The sequence below is a fragment of the Nitrospina gracilis Nb-211 genome (assembly GCF_021845525.1).
In the GTDB taxonomy this organism is placed as follows: Bacteria; Nitrospinota; Nitrospinia; order Nitrospinales; family Nitrospinaceae; genus Nitrospina; species Nitrospina gracilis_A.
Window position 1 is genome coordinate 476,303 of record NZ_JAKJKD010000001.1, and the last position, 19,450, is coordinate 495,752.

The window sequence follows — 19,450 nt, forward strand, 5'->3', positions numbered from 1 at the left end:
CCGGGGCGGATTAAAAATAACCCGCATCCGGATGGAAACACACCACGGCGGCGGTGGTGCTGGGCGGATCGAACTCATTGGCATCGGTCAGCTTGATGCCCAGGTCCTCGCAACCGAGGATTTCGTAAATGCGCTTGTTGTTGATCAAATCCTCCAGCGCCGGGTAGCCGGGGCTGTAGCGCTCGCCCGCCTTGTCTTTGGTGCCGGTGCGCTGGCGCAGGAGGCCGTGCACGTACTCGGCGAAGTCCTCGGCGATGCGGTCACCCAGTCCCTGCAAATACAGCGCCGACTCGGAGTCGTTTTCCGCCTTGAAGGTGTTGATGGCCTTCTCCAGCGTCGATCCGGCGGTGGTGATTTGCAGGCCTACTACGTCCATAACATCGGAATCTTTCGAATGAAAGTACTGGGCCACAGAAAATTTGTCGCGCTTGCCATTTCTGGCTTTGCCGATGTTGACGGTCCAGGTGATGCGCCCCAGTTCGCGCTCCATGTTTTCGGGATCGTAAATGATCAACTCGTCGCCGTCGCTCTGCGCGGGCAACAGCGCGAACCGCGCGCGCGGAATAATCCACTGGTTGGCGTCGGCCTTGTCGATCCACTCCTGTTGCAGGCGTTTGAGGTTTTCCAGCGTGACGCCCTTCTTCGACCACGACGACTGCTTGCCGTATTTCCAGTTGAGCGAGAACAGGCTTTTGGAGTCGATCACGTCCGACAGTTTCTTCAGTTTGAACTCGACCTTCTGGATGCCGTAACCGTCCTTCACCGGCTGGTACTTTTTGAAATCGACCTTCCTGCGGTCGAGCGACTTCAACAGGTTCGCCCGGTCTTCCTCCATGCCCTTGGCCTTCTTGTACTGGTGGATGAGTTTCTCCCGGTTTTCCTGCATGAAGGTTTTGAGCAGGTCTTTTTCCTTTTCCACCAGTTTGTTCATGGTGTTGACACCGTCCATTCCGCTTTCGCAGTAGAACACCGTGGACAGGATGTCGTCCAGGTTGTCCTGCCCGTGCATGGCGACGTACCCCGCGTGGCGGTCGTTGACCGGCGCGCCGCCGATGAGGATGGGGATGTCGTAATTCTGCTCCTTCAGCATTTTGGCGACGGTGATCATGTGGTTCGACGTCTGCACGAGCAAGGCGCTCATGCCGATGGCGTCGGCTTTCTCTTTGCGCGCCGTCTCGACGAAGTTCTCCAGCGGCACCTGCACGCCGAGGTCGATGGCGCGGTAGCCGTAGTTTTCGAGCAGGGTCTTGGCGAGGTCCTTGCCGATGCTGTGCACGTCCTGATACACGGTGCCGATGACCACGGTGCCTTTGTAGTGGATGGCGTCCCCGGGTTCGACGCCGCTGGTGTGGCGCATCCACGCTTCGAGAAACCCCATGACACTGCGCATGACGTCGGCGCTTTTGAGCAGGTGCGGCAGGCTGATCTCGCCGCGGCCGAATCCGTCGCCCAGTTCACGCATGGTCTTCATCAGATAATCGCTGATGAACACCAGCGGTTCGTGCTTGTCCACGGTCTTAACCGCTTCCAGCACGATGCGGTCGGTGTACTCATATTTGAATCCCTGCACCTCGACGACACCTTTTTCCTTGTCCTTGTAGCCGTCGAAGATTTTCTGGCAGATGCTTTCTTCCAGCGACAGGTCTTCGTAGTTGGATTTCTTTTTGACCGTGCCCGATTTTTTCTGCTCGGCGATCTCTTCTAGCCGTTCGAACGCGTCCATGTCGCGTTCCAGCACCACCCTGCGTCCCAGCTCCGCGTCTTCCGGCGGCAGGCTTTCCACCGGCACGTAGTGGTTGGGGTTGAGGATGGCGCAGTCGAGTCCGCGCTTTCTCCCCTCGTCGAGGAACACGCTGGTCAGCACCTTGCGCATGTACGGTTTCTTCGCCAACCCCGCCGTCAGGTTGCCGACGCCGATGGAGGTGCGCAGGTCCGGATGGATGGCCTTGATGCGCGGCAGGCTCTCCAGCGCCTCCAGCGAAAAGTTCATGCCTTCCTGCGATTCACTGCCGATGGGGTAGGCGTTGATGTCGATCAGGATCTGGTCCGGGGTGACGCCGTACTTTTCGCCGCACTGCTTCACGATCTCCGCCGCCAGTTCGTATTTCTCGTCGGCGGTGATGGCCGGTCCCGACTCACCGTTCACCAGCGCGATGTAAATGGGGTGGTGCTCCGCCGTCACTTTCAGCACGGCGTCGAGCTTCGACATGCCCGGCGCGTATTCTTCCAGCGAGATGGAGTTGATGATGGGCCTGCCGGGATACGTTTTCAGTCCCGCTTCCAGCGCCTCGACGGAGAACGAGTCGATCACCATCGCGCCTTTGAAGTCGGTGGTGAGTTTATGAATGACTTCGGGCAGAACGGTTTCGGTTTCGACGATGTTGGAGTCCATGCACACGTCGATGATGTCGATGCCGAGGTCGTCCAGCTGTTCGCGCACCACGTCTTCCAGTTCCTCCATGCGCACGCCCTCGCCGTTTTCCACGGCTTCCCGCACCTTTTTACTGCCGCGCGCGTTGAGGCGTTCGCCGAAGCGCACCAGGCTTTCCGATCCGTCCAGAAGCACCGCTTCCTGCGGGCCGGAGATGTAGGTCCGGCGGTCGATCTCGCGTTTCACCGGTTTGGCGTCGTCCACCATTTTGCGCAGGGCGCGGATGTGTTCCGGGTTGGTGCCGCAACAGCCGCCGACGATGTTCACCCCGTACTCGTACACGAAGGGCTTCATGATCTCGGCCATGGCCTCCGGCTGCAGCTTGTACACGGTGACGCCGTCCTCGGAGAACGGTTGCCCGGCGTTGGGCACGACGGAAACCGGCAGGGCGCTCAAGTGGGTGATGCGTTTGACCGTATCCACCAGGTCTTCCGGGCCGACGTTGCAGTTCATGCCGAACACGGTGACGCCCATGCCGGCCAGCGCCGTGTAGGCGGCGTGGATGTCGGTGTTGAAGATCTGCATCTTGGAAAAGCTGTCCACCGTGACCTGCGCGATGATCGGCAGGGTTTTGCCCTTGTTTTGAAATGCGCGTTGCGCGCCGATGATCGACGCCTTGGTCTCCAGAATGTCCTGCTGGGTCTCGAACAACAGCACGTCGGCACCGCCGTCGATCATGCCCTCCACCTGGATGCGGTTGTTGTCCACAATCATGTCGAAGGTGGCCTTGGCCAGGTTGGCGTCGGTGCTGGACACGACGTAGTTGGACGGGCCGATGGAGCCGGCGACGAACAGCGGCCGCCCGTCGTAGCCGTCCGAGGCCTTATAGCGCTCGATGGCCCGCCGTGCGATCTTGCACCCTTCCACGTTCAGGTGGTAGGCGATGGCTTCCAGGTTGCCCTGCTTCAGGTCCAGCCCTGCAGGCACCGCCTGCATGACGTCCTGCTGGATTTTTGCCCAGTCGAATTCCTTGAGGCGCAGGGGCGAGGCGCCGAAGGTGTTGGTCTCGATCAGGTTCGCCCCGGCATCGAGGTATTTGAAATGGATGTCTTCCAGCCAGTCCGGCCGGGAAAAAGTCAACAGGTCGGTCAGCATGCGGAACAGCGACCCGCCAAAGGTCTCGTCGGTGACGTCCAGGTTCTGCACCATGGTGCCCATGGCGCCGTCCAGTACCAGAACGTGCTCTTTCAATGCGTCTTCAAACTTCATAAGCTCCCGTAATCAATGGGTTTGCAATATCTTGTGTGATGAGTCGATGTCTTCGGTGAAGTCCTTACTATATATGATACGCTTGGGAGGAACAAGGTCCGGACCCACCTCAATTCTTTTTCCTGGGGGGCTAACTGCTTATGTTGAAACCTGTTAGGCGATCCAAAACTTTCGGTATGGTCTGCCTGGGCCTGCTCTGGCTGTCCCTGGAGGGATGTAGCTGGGCCAAGGACCGGGACTACGAAAATCTCCTTCAAAATCAATTGAAATACCCGAAAGACCTGCAAATCACCGTCTTCGCCGAAGCGCCCAAGGCCCGCCACATGGCGTATGACGATCAGGGCGTGCTGTTCCTTTCCCAGACCAAGGCGGGCAAGGTGGTGGCCCTGCCGGATGCGGACGGCGACGGCAAGGCCGACCGGGCGGTGCCGATCATGACGGGCGGCAACGGACCCCACGGCCTCGCCTTTCTGCAGTTGGATTCGGGCTACTACCTCTATATCGCCGAGGAGCACCGGGTGGTGCGGCTGAAACGCACCGCCAAGCCGTTCACCTTCGGCAAGCCGGAGGTCATCGTCTCCGACATCCCCAGCGGCGGCCACTCGACGCGCACCATCAAGTTCCAGGACGGCAAGCTGTATTTGTCGGTCGGCTCCTCCTGCAACGTGTGCATCGAGGAGCACCCGTGGCGCTCCGCCATCATCCGCTTCGACGTGGACGGCAAGAACGAAGAAGTGTTTGCGCGCGGCCTGAGAAATTCCGTCGGCATCGAGTTCTCGCCCTACACCGGCGAGTTGTGGGGCGTCAACAACGGCAGGGACTGGCTGGGCGACGACCATCCGCGGGAGGAACTCAACATCATCCGCCGGGGCCAACACTACGGCTGGCCCTACTGTTATGAAGACCGCGTACCCGATCCCGATTTCGGCGACCGCTACGACTGCAAATTGACCGAACCCCCGGCCCACACCTTCACCGCGCACATGGCGCCGCTGGGTCTCGAGTTCTATAAGGAAGGCGCTCTGCCCGCGCGGTACAACAACAGCCTCTTCATTTCCTTCCACGGATCGTGGAACCGCTCGGTGCCCGCCGGGTACCAGGTGCGGCGACTGCAACTGGACGCACAGGGAAACATTCAGTCGGAAGAGGTGTTCATCGAGGGCTGGTTGCAGCCGGACGGTTCCAAGGCCGGGCGGCCGGTGGACTCGATTGTCTCACCCAAAGGCGAACTGCTGGTTTCCGACGACTACCTCGGCGTGGTGTACCGCATCACCGCAAAATGATGACAGGCGCGGTCACGGTTTGTTCGTGTTGTCGGCGGAAACGGGTTCGCTGGACCAGTCGCCGAACAGCATCTCCAGTGTGGACGGCACTTCCTTCACGCAACGGAAGCCGACATCCGGCTTGCGCAGGATGGGGTGCAGGTTTTCGCGGTAGGACACGCGCGACTTGAGCGCCACTACCTTTTTGTATTCCTTCTCCGGGAAGTGCCCGACGCCCATATACGACAACCCGCGCACCACGACGACGTCCTTCGGAAACTTCAGGTTGGTCTCGGTATTGCCGGAATAGGGCAGGTAGTAATCCCAGATCCATTCCCACACGTTGCCGATCATGTCCTCGACGCCGTAGGGACTCGCGCCGTCCGGGTGCTGGCCGATGGGTTCCAGCCCGTGTCCGCGTTTATTGCGTGGCGAGTCGCTGACGTTGGCCTTGGAGAAATCGAACTGGTTGCCCCAGGGGTAGTCGATGACGTTCGGCCCGCGCGCCGCCTTTTCCCATTCCATCTCCGTCGGCAGGCGCTTGCCCGCCCACTTGGCGTAAGCCGCCGCGTCGTAAAAGTTCACCTGCGTCACCGGATAATGGTCACGGCCCTTGGGATACTTCGGTCCGTTCCAGCCGGGCGGCGTGCGGTGGTCCGTCGCCTGGGTGAAAATGTAGTATTGCAGGTTGGTGACTTCGTACTTATCGATGTAGTACGCAGGCAGGCGCACGCGGTGTTGCGGCGACTCGTCGGCGTACCACGGCTTGTTGAGGCCGAGCGACAGCGCATGGCCTTCTTCATCCACTTCGTCCGTGCCCATGCTGAAGTAGCCGTCGGGAATCAGCACCATGCCTTCCGGCGCGGGCGGTGTGCATGCGGCCAGGAGCCACAGCAACATCGCGCACAACCAGAACGGTCTGCGGTGACCCGGTATATGTTGACGGCGAAGGTTCATGGCGTTCCGAGCGATTGGAGGGGAGGTGGCATCTCTTATTAGTTTACTATATCCTTACAAGGAACGCATGAAGGAACGCGGGAGGGGACAGCCATCATGACAGACCAACAGGCCACGCAAAGCGACCGGGTGCTGCGGGAGGCCATCGTGCCGGACGGGTTCACCGCGTTCGGCATGGACCCGGTGCCCGGCGAACTGGTGGAATCGATCCGCGCCCTCGGCATCACCCACCCGCTGGTGCTGATTCCGCACGGAGACGGGTTCCGCGTGGTATGCGGTCACCGCCGCTTCCAGGCGGCGCAGGTGCTGGGACTGGACACGGTGCCCGCCCACCTGGTGGAGGCGATGTCCGACGTCGACCGCCTGATTTGGAACCTGCAGGAAAACCGCGCCCACCGCCGTTACACCGACATCGAAAAAGGCCGCATCCTGCACCGCCTGCACACCGCGGGCATCGAGGAAGCGGCGCTGGCGACCGGGGTCCTGCCCATCCTGGGCGAACCGAAAACCAGAAAGCGCGCCGTCGATCTGTTGAGCGTGTGCGTGTTCACCGAATCGTTCCAGGGCCTCATGCACGAACTCAACATCCCCCTGCGCGTGTTCGCGGTGATGGCGAAGTGGGGGGACGCCGATCGCTCTGTCGCCGAGAGTCTGTTCTCCCAACTGCGGCCGGGGCACAACAAGTGGCGCGCCGTGCTGGAGACGGTGGACGAGATCGCCACCCGCGACGGCATCGCGCCCGCCGAGGTGCTGGACCACGCCACGATTGTAAAAACGCTGGGCAACGCGTCGCTTCCCGCAAACGAGAAGTACGACGCGATTTTTTCCCACCTGCACAGCCAGCGTTATCCGCACCTGTCCGATCTGCAAAGCCGCGTGCGCAAGGCCGCCGAGCGTCTGCAGTTGGACCCGAAAACGAAACTGAAACTGCCGGAAAATTTCGAGCAGGCTCTTGTCAAAATCGAATTGAAGTTTTCTACTGAGGAAGAGTTGACCCGTCAGGTCGAAAAGCTGTTCGGCGCGTGTGACGCGGATGCGCTGAAAGAACTCCTGCGAACCCTGAAAGATCCTCTTGCATAAGGACGCGCCGATGGATGCGACATCTCCGCCCTTTCCCGATTCCCTGAAAGCCCTGATCGCCGCCGTCGAGCGCGAAACGCACTGGAGCCCCCAGCGCGCCGCCCAGATTCTGCGCGAAGCGGACATCACCCCGCAGGACCTCATGCCGTGGGCGTATTTCGATCACCCGGCCAAGGACAGCTACGGCCGCCGGCTGGTGCACGACGGCGGGCATTACGAGATGCTGGTGATGTCGTGGAACCCCGGCGATGTCTCCGCCCTGCACGATCACGGTTACGCGCAATGGGGCGCGGTGAAGGTGTTCGGCCCGGCGGAGCACGCCTCGTTCTGGCTGATCAACGGCGAGTTGCACACGCAGTCGCGCACGCGCCTGAAACCCGGCGACGTCCTCCACGTCGGCCACGAGTGGGTGCACCAGATGGGCAACACGTCCGGCATTCAGTTCCTCACGTTTCATCTGTACGGATGCGTCGGGCGGCGCGGGGGCATCACCGCCAACGCGCGCGTGTTCGATCTCGACGCCAGCCAGGTGCACCTCACCGACAACGGCGTGTTCTTCGCCCTGCCGGAGTCCGCCATCAACGCGCGCATCGCCGGGCCCATGCCGGATTTCATGACGCACTTCCGCCACCAGGTGGAGTTGAAGCACCGCCTCGACCGCATGCGCGCCGCCTCGGACACGCAATCCCTGCCTCCTCTCTTGGACACGCGCGACCAGCGCGTCGCCGACGACCTGTTCGACGCAAAGCACTGGGACGCGTTCGAGCACGACCTGTTTCTGCACGTGGACACCGGCACCGGGTGCATGACCGACCTCGGCTACTGGCAGAGACTGCGGCAGGAAGTGCAGACCGTCGCCGCGCTTCAGGAGAAACTGCGCGAGGAGACGGACCGCGGCGATCCCTTCGACACCTACGCGGAGCTGTACGACGCGGTGGTCGGCGAGCCGTGCCTCGACAGCTTCATGGAAAGCTACCTCGAGTTCGCCTTCCGCAAATACAACCTGCTCAGCAAGGGCGGGCGGTTTTTGTCACTGGGATGCGGCACCGGCATGGTGGAAAACCATCTGGTGCGGCGCGGCCGCGTGCCGAAAGACCGCATGCACGGCATCGACAAGTCGCCGGCGATGGTGAAGGTCGCGAAGGAACGCATCAACGCATGGGAGGGGGATCTTTTGGAGCTGGACGAAAAAAACGCGTGGGACGTCACCTACAACGGGCTCAACGTATTTCAATACCTCAGGCCGAAAGAGATGGAGCGGGCCGTTCACGTGGCGGCGCGCATCACCCGGCCCGGCGGGTATTTCGTCGGCGACTTCATCACGCCGGACCACATCCGCGTCTATCCGCACGTCATCCGCTCGAACTGCGGCAGGGTCATCTCGCTCCGCCAGCCGGAGTTGATTGAGCAGGAAGGGCACATCTTCCAGCGGAGCGCGATCCTGAACGTGAGTAAACTGCACGGCACCTTGCAGATCACCGATGAAGGGCGCCACCTGCGTTGCCTGCCGTCGGTCACGCGCGTGCGCGGCTGGTTCGAAAAGGCGTTCCGCGGTCCCGTCGATGTGTACGACGCCGCGACGCTCTATCCCCTCAATCCCTCCGACGAAACCTGCTGGTCCACCCGTTATCTTGTGATCGCAAAGAAGAAATAACCGGGTCACACCCGGGGGAAACGAGAATCGTCGATTTTACCGCCTAACGTGGGTGAAAAAAGATGGAAGCCAGTGACCAAGAATGGACATATAACGTAAATGAAAATTTCCTCTCTGCCTTTCCTGAAAGGAAAGGGAGGCAACCCCTTCTCCCCGGGTGGGAGAAGGCTGGGATGAGGGGGATTCATGACATCTTCCGATTTTCACAAACACCTGCGGCGTAATCTTACCGATGCCGAACGCAAACTGTGGGGTGCGTTGCGGAATCGCCAACTGCAAGGTAACAAGTTTCGCCGACAGGTCCCCTTGGCGACGTATGTGGTGGATTTCGTCTGCATGGAAAAGCAGGTGGTGGTGGAAGTGGATGGAGGCCAGCATTTGGACAGCGCAAAGGATGCCAAGCGAACGGCGGCTTTAGAAGATCAAGGCTTTCAAGTATTGCGGTTCTGGAACAACGAGGTTTTGCAGAATCTGGATGGCGTACTGCAGGTGATCTTGGAGAATCTGGAAAAGAGGTAGCGCATCGTTCACCCTCACCCCAGCCCTCTCCCATCCAGGGAGAGGGGGCGTAAGAGCTCCCGCTCCATCCATGATGGCATTCTAAAAGTGATCAATAGCCCGAATGTTTAGAAATCCCTTCGCCCCAGGTGGAAGCAGTCCTAACGTGACATGCAGGATGAGAGCATCCAAAAGTTCCTTCTCCCCTGGTGGGAGAAGGCCAGGATGAGGGGGGATTCATGACTCTTCCGTTATTTGGAAAGTCATCGAATGCTGGGCAGATATTATGGAGTCGAACAGACAAATCTTGCTGGTGAGGCTGTATGGAAATCATCGAATTGGAAAGCTGGGAGGAATTTGAGCAGGCGATTGAGGAGGAGCACCAAGAGATATTAAAATTAAAGAAAGACAATCCACTCCATTTTTCCGATTTGCTATTCAGGGGGCATGCTAATGCGGATTGGAAATTAACGACAACCTTGGAAAGGTTTTGTTACGCAAAAAATTTGCCGTTTGAATGGCCTTGGAAAAAGTACCATAGAACCTTATTAGGAATTCTGCCTTCGGTTCTTTCTTTAACTTCTCACAATTACAAATTAGATCAAAAATTCGAATTGGATCCAGTATTTCCATTGCCCCCCGGTTATGACTTCATGATTTATGCTAGGCACCATGGTTTTCCCTCGCCAATGTTGGATTGGACCCGCTCCCCTTATGTTGCTGCCTTCTTTGCCTTTAATAGTCCTTTCTTAAATGAAAAAATATCAATTTTTTCATTTAGAGAATACTTCGGAAACGCAAAGGGATATTCAGCAACCATGCCAACAATTAAGGGTCTTGGGCCATATGTTACAGCCCATAAAAGGCATTTTTTACAACAGTGTCTTTATACGATTTGTCATAAGAACGACAATGAAACTCAGGTCTATTGTTCACACCAAGATGCGCAGTTTGGCGAAGATCAGGATCGATTGAAAAAATATATCCTCCCTGCCACCGAAAGGGAAAAGGTCCTCAGAAAACTGGATTTCATGAATATAAATGCCTTTTCACTTTTTGGAAATGAAGAAGGTTTGATGGACTGGCTGGCTTACCGGGAAATTGAAAAGCGTTTGGGTGAGGGCCTTTAGTTTAATTCGCCACCGCTTCCTTGATCTTCCTGGCTAACGGTTCGGTGACGCCGGGGAGTTTTTGCAGGTCTTCCAGCGAAGCGTGCTTGATGTTCTCCAGACTGCCGAAGGTTTTGAGCAGGAGCAGGTGGCGCTTCTTGCCGATGCCGGGGATGTTCTGCAGGGGCGACTTCAGCGCATTCTTGCCGCGCAGACTGCGGTGGTAGTCGATGGCGAAGCGGTGCGCCTCGTCGCGCACGCGTTGCAGTAAAAACCGCGACGGCGAATTCTCCTTGAACCACACTGGCTCCTTCTTCCTCACCAGGAACACTTCGTCGGTATCGAGGTTACTGCGGAACTTGCCCTTGGCGATGCAGGCAAGGTCGATGCGTCCCTCCAACTCCAGGCTCTGCAACACCCTGTAGCCGGTGTTGAGGTGGCCCTTGCCGCCGTCGATCAGGATGAGGTCGGGCAACGGCTTGTCTTCATCGAGCAGGCGCGCGTACCGCCGGGTCATCACTTCCGTCAGCATGGCGTAGTCGTCGATGCCCTCCACCGTCTTGATCTTGAACCGCCGGTACTTGCTTTTCTCCGCCTTGGCGTTGTGGAAATAGACCATCGATCCCACCGCGTGCGTGCCGCCGATGTTGGAGATGTCGAAACCCTCGATGGTCTTCGGGAAGTTTTTGAGGCCGAGTGTCTCGCGCAATTCTTCCAGACTGCGCGTGGCGACGTCGCCCTTGTCCATTTCGGCGCGCATGGCGAAGCGTGCGTTCTCTTCCGCCATCTGCACCAGCGAGCGCTTCTTGCCGCGTTGCGGGACTTCAATTTTCACCCGCGCCTGCCGTTTTTCGCTCAGCCAGTCTTCCAGCAGTTCGCGGTCCTCGATCTCCTGCGACACCAGGATCTCCGAAGGCAGGATGGTTTCGTCGGCGTAGTACTGCTTGATGAACGACGCGAGCGTTTGCGCGTCGTCTTCCTCGCTCGGGTTGTTCATCTTGAACAGCTTTTCGGCGAGCAGTTTGCCGTTCCTCACGATGAGCACCTGCACCATGGTGGCTTTCGATTCCGTGTAGCAGGCGAGGACGTCCTGGTTCTCCATGCCGGTGGAGATGATGCGTTGCTTGTCGAGCACGGTGTTGACCGCCTCGATCTTGTCGCGGTACACCGCCGCCTCTTCGTAGCGTTGCCCTTCCGACGCGGCGTTCATTTTTTCTTTGAGGCTGTCGATGAGTTCCGTATTTCTGCCTTTGAGGAACAGGATGACGTCGTTGACCACCTTGGCGTAATCTTCCGGTGAAACGAGCGCCGCGCACGGCGCGAGGCACCGCTTCATGTGATAGTTGAGGCACGGCCGCCGTTTGGGGGTGCCGTCGAGTTCGTCACTGCTCTGTCTCAGCGGAAAGATTTTGTAGATGAGGCGGATGGTCTCCCGCACCTCGCGCACCATGGTGTAGGGACCGAAGTAGGTCGCGCCGTCTTTTCTGACGCGCCGCACCACTTCCAGTCGGGGATACGTCTCCTGTGTGGTCAGGCGCAGGTAAGGGTAATGCTTGTCGTCCTTCAGCATCACGTTGTAGCGCGGCTGATGCTTTTTGACGAAATTGCTTTCGAGGATCAGCGCTTCCTGCTCCGTCTTGGTGGTGAGGAACTTGATGTCCGCCACCTTGCGCACGAAGATGCGCGTGCGCGGGGCGTGGTCGCGCGACTCGGTGAAATACGACCGCACGCGGGGGTACAGCGACTTGGCCTTCCCGATATAAAGGATTTCTCCGGCCTTGTCTTTCATGATATAAATGCCGGGAACTTTCGGGATGGTTTTCAGAATGTCTTTTATGAAATCACTCGGGGGCAAGGCGACCTTCCTTATTATATGCTTCGGACCGCACCGGTGTGCCGGTTTGGAATTCTCTTCAATTATATAGCACGCGTTTCGCCCGCCGCCAGTCCCCCGCCTGCGGACGCACCATGAAGCCTTTTCAAACGTGGGGGATCGTTTTTCTCTGGGCTCTGGTGTGGGGCGTCCCGGCCCACGCCACCGGCACGCTGGAGCAGGTGCGCGAACAGGGGGTCCTGTTGTGGGGCGCCGATGCCGAAGGCGGCGCGCCGTACGTCTTTCCCGATCCAAAAAACCCCTCGCGTCTCATCGGCTTCGAAGTCGATCTCGCTCATGCCATCGCGCAGGAACTGGGTGTCACCGCGCGCATGGTGCAGAACGACTGGGGCACGCTCGTCCCCGCCCTTCAACGCGGCGACTTCCACGTGGCGATGAACGGCCTCGAATGGACCGAAGAACGCGCCCGTGCGGTGGACCTCTCGCGTCCCTACTACATCTACGAACAGCAGTTGGTGGTGCGCGCCGGCGACACGCGCATCGACAAGTTGAGCGACCTTTCCGGCATGACGGCGGGCACGCTGGTGAACTCCGTCGCCCACGCCATGCTCAAAAAAATAAAGGGCGTCACCGTGCGCGTGTATCAGGGGCAGGTGGAGCCGTACCGCGACCTGAAACTGGGGCGGCTGGACGCGGTTCTGCTGGACCTGCCGATTGCGTTGCACTACGCCGCACCGAACCCCGCGTTTCGTTTCGCCGGGCCGCCGGTGGGGGAGGGGCTGTACGTCATCGCCGTGCGCCAGGGCAATCACGATTTGTTGAACGCGGTCAACACTGCCATCGGCAAACTGTACGATGATGGCACCCTGCAATCGATTTATCAAAAATGGAATCTGTGGAACGACACCCAGCGCGCGCTGGCGGAGCGGGATCACGCGGCCAGGCGGGTGTTCGACTTTGACGAGGACAAGGCCATGCAGGAATACCTGTGGATACTGATGAAAGGTGCGGGCATGACGGTGGTCATCTCCGTGCTTGCCATGATGCTGGCGGTGGCGCTGGGGCTGGTGCTGACCGGCATGCGGCAGTTGGGCGGACCCATCCTGCGCGGCATGGCGGCGACCTATATCGAGATCGTGCGCGGCACGCCGCTGTTGTTGCAACTCTACATCATCTATTACGGCCTGCCCAACATCGGCATCCGCCTCGATGCCTTCACCGCCGCCGTCGTCGGGCTCGGCATGAACTACGCCGCATACGAGGCGGAAGTGTACCGTGGCGGGCTGAAGGCCGTGGCGAAAGGACAATGGGAGGCGGCGTTGTCGCTTGGCATGACGCCGTTCATGATCTACCGCCGCATCCTCATCCCGCAGGCGGTGCGTGTGGTTCTGCCGCCGGTCACCAACGATTTCATCTCGCTGTTCAAGGACACGTCGTTGGTGTCCATCATCGCCATCGTCGAGCTGACGAAAAGTTACAACATGCTGGCCGTGTCCTCCATGCGTTTTCTGGAACTGGGACTGCTCACCGGCCTGCTGTATTTGATGATGGCGTATCCGCTGTCGTTGTTGTCCACGCACCTGGAGCGGAGGTTGCAGACGGCATGATCCGCGTCGAAGGGCTGACCAAACGCATTGGCGACCACACACTCTTGCGTGGCATCGATCTGGACGTGCCGACCGGCGGCGTGCACGTGGTGATCGGTCCGTCCGGCGCAGGCAAGAGTTGCCTGTTGCGTTGCATCGCCGCGCTGGAATCGTTTGAGGAAGGCCGCGTGCGGGTGGATGATCTGGAAATCGCGGGCACCGAAACCGACGGCCACCGCGCGCCGGACCCGAAACGCGTGCGCGCCCTGCGCATCCGTGTCGGCATGGTGTTCCAGCAGTTCAACCTGTTTCCGCACATGACGGTATTGCAGAACCTCATCGAAGCGCCGACGCAGGTGCTGGGCATGAAGCGTGGCGAGGCTGAGGCAAAAGCGCGCGCTCTTTTGGGCAAGGTGCACCTGCACAACCTGTCGCACCGTTACCCCGGCGATCTCTCCGGCGGCGAACAGCAACGCGTGGCCATCGCCCGCACACTGGCTATGAATCCGACTTGCGTGCTGATCGACGAGCCGACTTCGGCGCTCGATCCGGAAATGGTGGGCGAGGTTCTGCGTGTTCTGCGGGAACTGGCGGACGAAGGCATGACGATGTTGATCGTGACGCACGAGATGGATTTTGCCCGTAGCGTGGCGGACCGGGTGGTGATGCTCGACCGCGGCGAGGTGGTGGAGGAGGGCGAACCGGAGACATTTTTCACCACGCCTTCGACGGACCGCGCCCGAAATTTTCTAAAAAGGCTTCTGGAACGCTGATATACTTGGCCGCCGCTTGCGGTATACCCATAAATGTTTATAATTTAAAGCCATGCAGACTCAAGACAATTCACGTGGATTCTGGGGATCGCGGCTGGGCTTCATTTTGGCCGCGTCCGGTTCGGCGGTGGGACTGGGCAACGTCTGGAAGTTTCCGTACATCACCGGGGAGAACGGCGGCGGCGCGTTCGTGCTGATTTACCTGGTTTGCATCCTGATCGTCGGCCTGCCCATCATGCTGTGCGAATTCACCATCGGCCGGCGCACCAACCTCAATCCCGTCGGCGCCTTCAGTATGCTGAAGCCCGGAACGCCGTGGGTGCTGGTCGGGTACATGGGCGTGCTCGCCGGATTCCTGATTCTTTCCTTTTATGGCGTGGTCGGTGGCTGGACGCTGGCCTATGTCGTGAAGTCGATCACCCATGTGGTGGACCATTTCGCCTCGCCGCAGGAAGCGGGCATGTTCTTCGGCCAGTTCATCGCCAATACCGGCGAGATCCTGATTTATCACACGCTGTTCATGGCGCTCTGCATGGCCATCGTGTACCGGGGGGTGCACGGCGGCATCGAGCGCGCCTGCGACATATTGATGCCGACGCTGGTCATCATGCTGTTCCTGTTGATGATCCGCGCACTCACCCTGCCCGGTGCTTACGAGGGCGTGAAGTTTTACCTGTATCCCGACTTCAACAAGATTTCGGGCAACAGTGTGCTGCTGGCGATGGGGCAGGCGTTCTTTTCGCTCAGTCTCGGCATGGGGTGCCTCATCACCTATGGCAGTTACCTGTCGCCGAAAGAAAACCTGACATCCTGCACATTTTATGTCGTGCTGTTCGACACCATGATTGCATTGCTGGTGGGGATGGTGATCTTCCCCGCCGTGTTCGCCATGGGACTGGAGCCGGAAGGCGGGCCCAGCCTCGTGTTCAACGTTCTGCCCGCTGTGTTTGCCAGCATGCCGTTCGGCACGCTGGTGTCGATCATCTTCTTTGCGTTGTTGACCATCGCCGCCATCACCTCGGCCATCTCACTGTTGGAGTCGGTGTCCGCCTACCTCATTGACCAGCGCGGCTGGTCGCGGCAGAAAGCGGTGATCGTGACCGGGATCGTCATCTACCTGTTCGGCATTCCCTCCGGCCTGTCCTTTGGGTTGATGAAGGACGTGACCTTTTTCGGCATGACCTTCTTCGACGTGGTGGACAACCTGTCATCCAACTACCTTCTGCCATTAGGAGGCATGCTGACCGCCATCTTTGTCGGCTGGGTGTGGGGCACGAAGGAAGCGCACCGGGAAATCGAGCGGCACGAGACCACCTTTCACTGGGCGCGCTATTGGGAGTTCATTCTGAAGTTCGTCAGTCCCGTCGCTGTGGCCATTGTCTTCATAACGCATTTCCTGCCCATCGGCTGAAAATGCGGCGATTCAAAAAGCACCTCGACACGAATTTTTGCGGGAAGTGCGGCCCGCTTCTAATTGGAAGAATTGATCGGACGCGGAACCGGTATGGGAGGGATTCCAGGCCACCAGTTTGTTTTGACATCATGGGATTTAGTCTTACAATGATATCTGGTGTAAATCAATGAGCGGCTCCTGCTACACGCGTTATCCCGCTTTTCAAATGCGGGCGCCCGAGGCTTTCGGGAAAAGGCTTTCGCTTTTCACTCCAGCATGGGAAAATTTGTATCGAATCAGGTTCGATTCCGGGAAAACGAAAGTAAGAAAAAGACCGATTGCGGTACTCGGAAGTTCACCTGGCGCACCGGCAATGGAACGTGCTCTTTGCCCAAAGCGGAATGGCGAAAGTCGGACGGTTCATCCAAAGGTTCCTTATGAAGGGGGATGTGGGATTGAGGAGTTCCGGTGAAGAAGTTTAAGGCCTACATCAAGGAAAACATCAGTGAGGTGATCATCCTGGCCATCCTGCTCGGGGTGGTGGTGATCAATTACTTCATCTACTCGAAGATCGCTTTCCTCGACATGTTTTACCTGCTTGCCGTGCTGGCCGGGTATTACATAGGCCGGCGGTTTGCCGTGCTGGGGGCGTTCCTCGCCATCCTGCTGATCTGGTATTTTCTCCTCGCCAATCAGGACCAGCCCGTCGCCATCGAAAACCGTTTCGACTTCAACATGAACATGACGGTCTGGGCGTCGTTTCTGATTCTGGCGGCGTGGCTGATCGGCACCCTCACCGAAAACCTGCGCAAGGAACTTCAGGAAAGCAATCGCCTGCGGGAAGACATGCAGAGGGACCGTGTTCTGCTCAACATCACCAACGCGCGTCTGAACGAATACACGCAACACCTCGAAGACAAGGTGGCCGACCGCACCCGCGAACTGGAACAGAACAACAAGGATCTGCAGAACTTCGCCGCTATCGCCTCCCACGATTTGAAGGAGCCTCTGCGCAAGATCGTCGCCTACAGTGAGATGATCGAACAACAGCAACCCGAGGTGGCGCAGGAGATCGACTCCTTCCTGCAACGCATGCGCAAGGCGGTCACCCGCATGGAAAACCTGATCGACGGGTTGATGAAACTGTGCCGGGTGTCGCAGAGCAGCCAGTTGCTGGAGCAAACCGATCTCAACCGCGTGGTGCGGGAAGTGGTGCAGGACCTGGAAGTGCGTGTGGTGGAGACGCAGGCGGAGATCAAGGTCAACCGGCTTCCCGTTTTGCATGCCGATCCATTTCAGATGCAGTTGCTGTTCCGCAACCTCATCTCCAATTCCCTCAAATACCGCCGGGCGGACGTGCCGCCGAAAATTTCCATCGGCGTGTTGTACGAAAACGAAGATGAGTACCAGCTTTACGTCGAGGACAACGGCATCGGCATTCCCAGGGAAAACATCAATATGATTTTCGAGCCGTTCGAACGCCTGCACTCGCGCGACAAGGTGGAAGGTTCGGGCATCGGCCTCGCCATCTGCCGCCAGGTGATGGACCGCCACAAAGGCGAACTGAAGGTCGAAAGTGAAGTCGGCCGCGGTACGCGCTTTCTCATCCGCATGCCCAAGCCGGAAGTCGCCCACATCGAAGCGGCCTGAAAAGGAACGGCATTCCCGGCTTCAGGCTTGTGACACGAAGTAAACCACTCCGTACCACCCCACGCCCAGGCAGGACAGCACCCACATCGCTCCCAGGAACAGGTTTGAGAGCAACAGGTACCGCTGCGGAAGCGGGACCGTCGCTTGCGTTCGCCGTTGGTTCCACCAGACCGCCAGCCAGCCAAGCGGGATCAGGAAAAACAGAACGGCCAATCCCAAAAGTGCGCCCAGTTCGAAAAAGGCATGGGGGTTGTCGACGCTTTGCGCCATCACCACCAGAAGCAGGGTGGCGATTCCCGCCGCGTTGAGCGCTGTATAAACCTTGAAAATGAATGCGCCTTTGGATGAGGGAGTTTCCGGCATCATCTCGGCTCCCCGGCCGGCGAAAACATCCCGCCGGAATGGCGAAGACAGGCCCGTTCTTTTCCCCACCCGGCATACCCTGGTTTGATACACTGGAAGTAATAAAGACAATTCGATCCGGAGGTGATCATGCAACGAATCCTTGGGGTCCTCGTGTGTTCCCTGCTGTTATCGGGGCCGGCGTTCGCCGCCGAGTCCAGTATAAAATGCGATCCTCCCTACGACCCGTCCAATATCGTGGAGGTGCTGTTCTTTTACCCAGGCACTATGAAGTACCTGGCGAACGGACCGGATGCCTGCCGCTTCGACTTCGGCGACAAGGTGAAGGCGGTGGTGAAGGACACGTGGCTGATGTGGGGCGGGTGTGTGGACGCGACGCTGAAAGACATCGACAACTCGCTGGCCGGCAACCTGAAACCGCAATGGCGGGAGAAAGACACCTCGCAGGCCGCAACCCAACGTCCTTCCGGCGCGGACGGATCGCCCTACCGCGAAGGCAGTTGATGCCTCACTCGGGAGTGAAGTGGCCGTTCTCGCTTTTCAGTTTTTTGGATGGGATGACCACTTCATTGCCGCCGTTTCCCGTGGGTTCCACGTAACCGATGCCGTGGCAGGAGATGCCGTGGCGCTTGCAGATCTTCTGCACCGCGTCGGCGTCGTTGGCGTGTTCCACCACCACGCAGAAGCCGACGCCCATGTTGAACACCTCATACATCTCCGCCGTGCTGATTTCACCGCGCTGTTGAATGAGTGAAAACACGGGCGGCACGTCCGGCAGGGGATCGATGACGAAGCGGATGCCTTTTCTCTGCACGCGAAGCAGGTTCAGCAGGCCGCCGCCGGTGATGTGGACCAGCGCCCGCAGGTCGATGCCCGCGTCGAACATTTCCAGTACGGCCGACACGTAGATGCGCGTCGGTTCCAGCAGTTCCGCGCCCAGCGTGCGCCCCAGCGATTCCTCGTACTTGTGCACGTTTTCCTTCTGTTCGTCCTCCGTGGCGCCCAACAGAATACGCCGGGCCAGGGTGAGGCCGTTGCTGTGCACGCCGCTCGACGCCATTCCCAGAACCAGGTTGCCTTCGGTGATGTTCTGCCCGGTGTTGATGCGGTCGAGCTGGATGTGTCCCAGCGCCGCGCCGATGAGATCGATGCCATTGATGATTTCGCGGATCTGTGAAATTTCCCCGCCGGAGATGCTGATGCTCGCCTGCCGGGCGCCTTCCGCCAGACCCTGGCCGAGCTGGTCGAACACCTGCGAATCGAGGTGCGAGCAGGCGATGTAGTCCACCATGCTGACGGGCCTGGCGCCGATGCAGATGAGATCGTTGACGTTCATCGCCACGCAGTCGATGCCGATGGTGTCGTACTGGTGCATCAGTTCCGCCACGCGCATCTTGGTGCCGACGCCGTCGGTGCAGAGCGCGACGCCGGTGCCGTTGCCCAGGTCGATGACATTGGCGAAGTAACCGATGTCGGCCTTCACCGGGAACTGGGTGTTGAACTGCCGGGTCGGCAGGATGTGTTTGAGCAAGTGATCGAGCGCGGTTTCCGCGCCGGTCTGGCTGACGCCGCTTTCTTCGTATTTCGAGGTGGTCGGGTTGTTGTTCGGCATGGCAGGTAGCAGGGTTGAAGGATTTTCGCTCACTATATC

The 19,450-nt window shown here is 59.0% G+C and carries 15 protein-coding genes; 10 read left to right on the plus strand and 5 right to left on the minus strand.

What is annotated here, in order from left to right; genetic code table 11:
- Positions 1-10 precede the first annotated feature (10 nt).
- Entirely contained in the window at positions 11-3,640 is a 3,630-nt protein-coding gene (locus tag J2S31_RS02295; RefSeq protein ID WP_237097432.1) for a homocysteine S-methyltransferase family protein, read from the minus strand.
- A gap of 140 nt (positions 3,641-3,780) precedes the next feature.
- On the opposite strand from J2S31_RS02295, the gene J2S31_RS02300 reads away from it, so the two are divergent.
- A complete protein-coding gene (locus J2S31_RS02300; protein ID WP_237097433.1) occupies positions 3,781-4,923 on the plus strand; it encodes a PQQ-dependent sugar dehydrogenase in 1,143 nt (380 codons plus the stop codon).
- Positions 4,924-4,935: 12 nt separating this feature from the next.
- On the opposite strand, the gene J2S31_RS02305 is transcribed toward J2S31_RS02300, so the two are convergent.
- The gene (locus tag J2S31_RS02305) at positions 4,936-5,859 is read right to left on the minus strand and encodes a formylglycine-generating enzyme family protein (RefSeq protein ID WP_237097434.1); all 924 of its coding nucleotides are present in this window, start codon (positions 5,857-5,859) and stop codon (positions 4,936-4,938) included.
- A gap of 96 nt (positions 5,860-5,955) precedes the next feature.
- Here J2S31_RS02305 and J2S31_RS02310 point away from each other — a divergent pair, with 96 nt between their 5' ends.
- The 4 genes from J2S31_RS02310 (at position 5,956) to J2S31_RS02325 (ending at position 10,221) form a co-directional block, all read left to right on the plus strand.
- Positions 5,956-6,939, plus strand: a complete 984-nt coding sequence (locus tag J2S31_RS02310) for a ParB/RepB/Spo0J family partition protein (RefSeq protein ID WP_237097435.1) — start codon at positions 5,956-5,958, stop codon at positions 6,937-6,939.
- A 10-nt stretch (positions 6,940-6,949) separates the two neighbouring features.
- Positions 6,950-8,593 (plus strand): methyltransferase domain-containing protein, encoded by a 1,644-nt coding sequence (locus J2S31_RS02315; RefSeq protein WP_237097436.1) that lies wholly within the window; start codon positions 6,950-6,952, stop codon positions 8,591-8,593.
- A 186-nt stretch (positions 8,594-8,779) separates the two neighbouring features.
- Positions 8,780-9,112, plus strand: a complete 333-nt coding sequence (locus tag J2S31_RS02320; RefSeq protein WP_237097437.1) for an endonuclease domain-containing protein — start codon at positions 8,780-8,782, stop codon at positions 9,110-9,112.
- A 302-nt stretch (positions 9,113-9,414) separates the two neighbouring features.
- The gene (locus J2S31_RS02325) at positions 9,415-10,221 is read left to right on the plus strand and encodes an FRG domain-containing protein (protein WP_237097438.1); all 807 of its coding nucleotides are present in this window, start codon (positions 9,415-9,417) and stop codon (positions 10,219-10,221) included.
- A 1-nt stretch (position 10,222) separates the two neighbouring features.
- Here the strand turns inward: J2S31_RS02325 and uvrC are convergent, their stop codons facing one another.
- The gene (gene uvrC, locus J2S31_RS02330; protein WP_237097439.1) at positions 10,223-12,055 is read right to left on the minus strand and encodes an excinuclease ABC subunit UvrC; all 1,833 of its coding nucleotides are present in this window, start codon (positions 12,053-12,055) and stop codon (positions 10,223-10,225) included.
- Between the two features lie 113 nt (positions 12,056-12,168).
- On the opposite strand from uvrC, the gene J2S31_RS02335 reads away from it, so the two are divergent.
- From J2S31_RS02335 to J2S31_RS02350, 4 genes are all read left to right on the plus strand, one after another.
- Positions 12,169-13,641 (plus strand): ABC transporter substrate-binding protein/permease, encoded by a 1,473-nt coding sequence (locus J2S31_RS02335; protein ID WP_237097440.1) that lies wholly within the window; start codon positions 12,169-12,171, stop codon positions 13,639-13,641.
- Complete coding sequence (locus tag J2S31_RS02340; protein WP_237097441.1) at positions 13,638-14,393, plus strand: amino acid ABC transporter ATP-binding protein; 756 nt, start codon at positions 13,638-13,640, stop codon at positions 14,391-14,393. Before J2S31_RS02335 ends, J2S31_RS02340 begins: the two co-directional genes overlap by 4 nt.
- A 52-nt stretch (positions 14,394-14,445) precedes the next feature.
- Positions 14,446-15,804, plus strand: a complete 1,359-nt coding sequence (locus J2S31_RS02345; RefSeq protein ID WP_237097442.1) for a sodium-dependent transporter — start codon at positions 14,446-14,448, stop codon at positions 15,802-15,804.
- Positions 15,805-16,254: 450 nt separating this feature from the next.
- The gene (locus J2S31_RS02350) at positions 16,255-17,436 is read left to right on the plus strand and encodes a sensor histidine kinase (protein WP_237097443.1); all 1,182 of its coding nucleotides are present in this window, start codon (positions 16,255-16,257) and stop codon (positions 17,434-17,436) included.
- A 21-nt stretch (positions 17,437-17,457) separates the two neighbouring features.
- On the opposite strand, the gene J2S31_RS02355 is transcribed toward J2S31_RS02350, so the two are convergent.
- A complete protein-coding gene (locus tag J2S31_RS02355) occupies positions 17,458-17,802 on the minus strand; it encodes a hypothetical protein (protein WP_237097444.1) in 345 nt (114 codons plus the stop codon).
- 126 nt (positions 17,803-17,928) lie between these two features.
- Here J2S31_RS02355 and J2S31_RS02360 point away from each other — a divergent pair, with 126 nt between their 5' ends.
- Positions 17,929-18,303, plus strand: a complete 375-nt coding sequence (locus tag J2S31_RS02360; protein WP_237097445.1) for a hypothetical protein — start codon at positions 17,929-17,931, stop codon at positions 18,301-18,303.
- Positions 18,304-18,307: 4 nt separating this feature from the next.
- On the opposite strand, the gene purM is transcribed toward J2S31_RS02360, so the two are convergent.
- A complete protein-coding gene (gene purM, locus J2S31_RS02365; protein ID WP_237097446.1) occupies positions 18,308-19,444 on the minus strand; it encodes a phosphoribosylformylglycinamidine cyclo-ligase in 1,137 nt (378 codons plus the stop codon).
- Between the last annotated feature and the right edge of the window lie 6 nt (positions 19,445-19,450).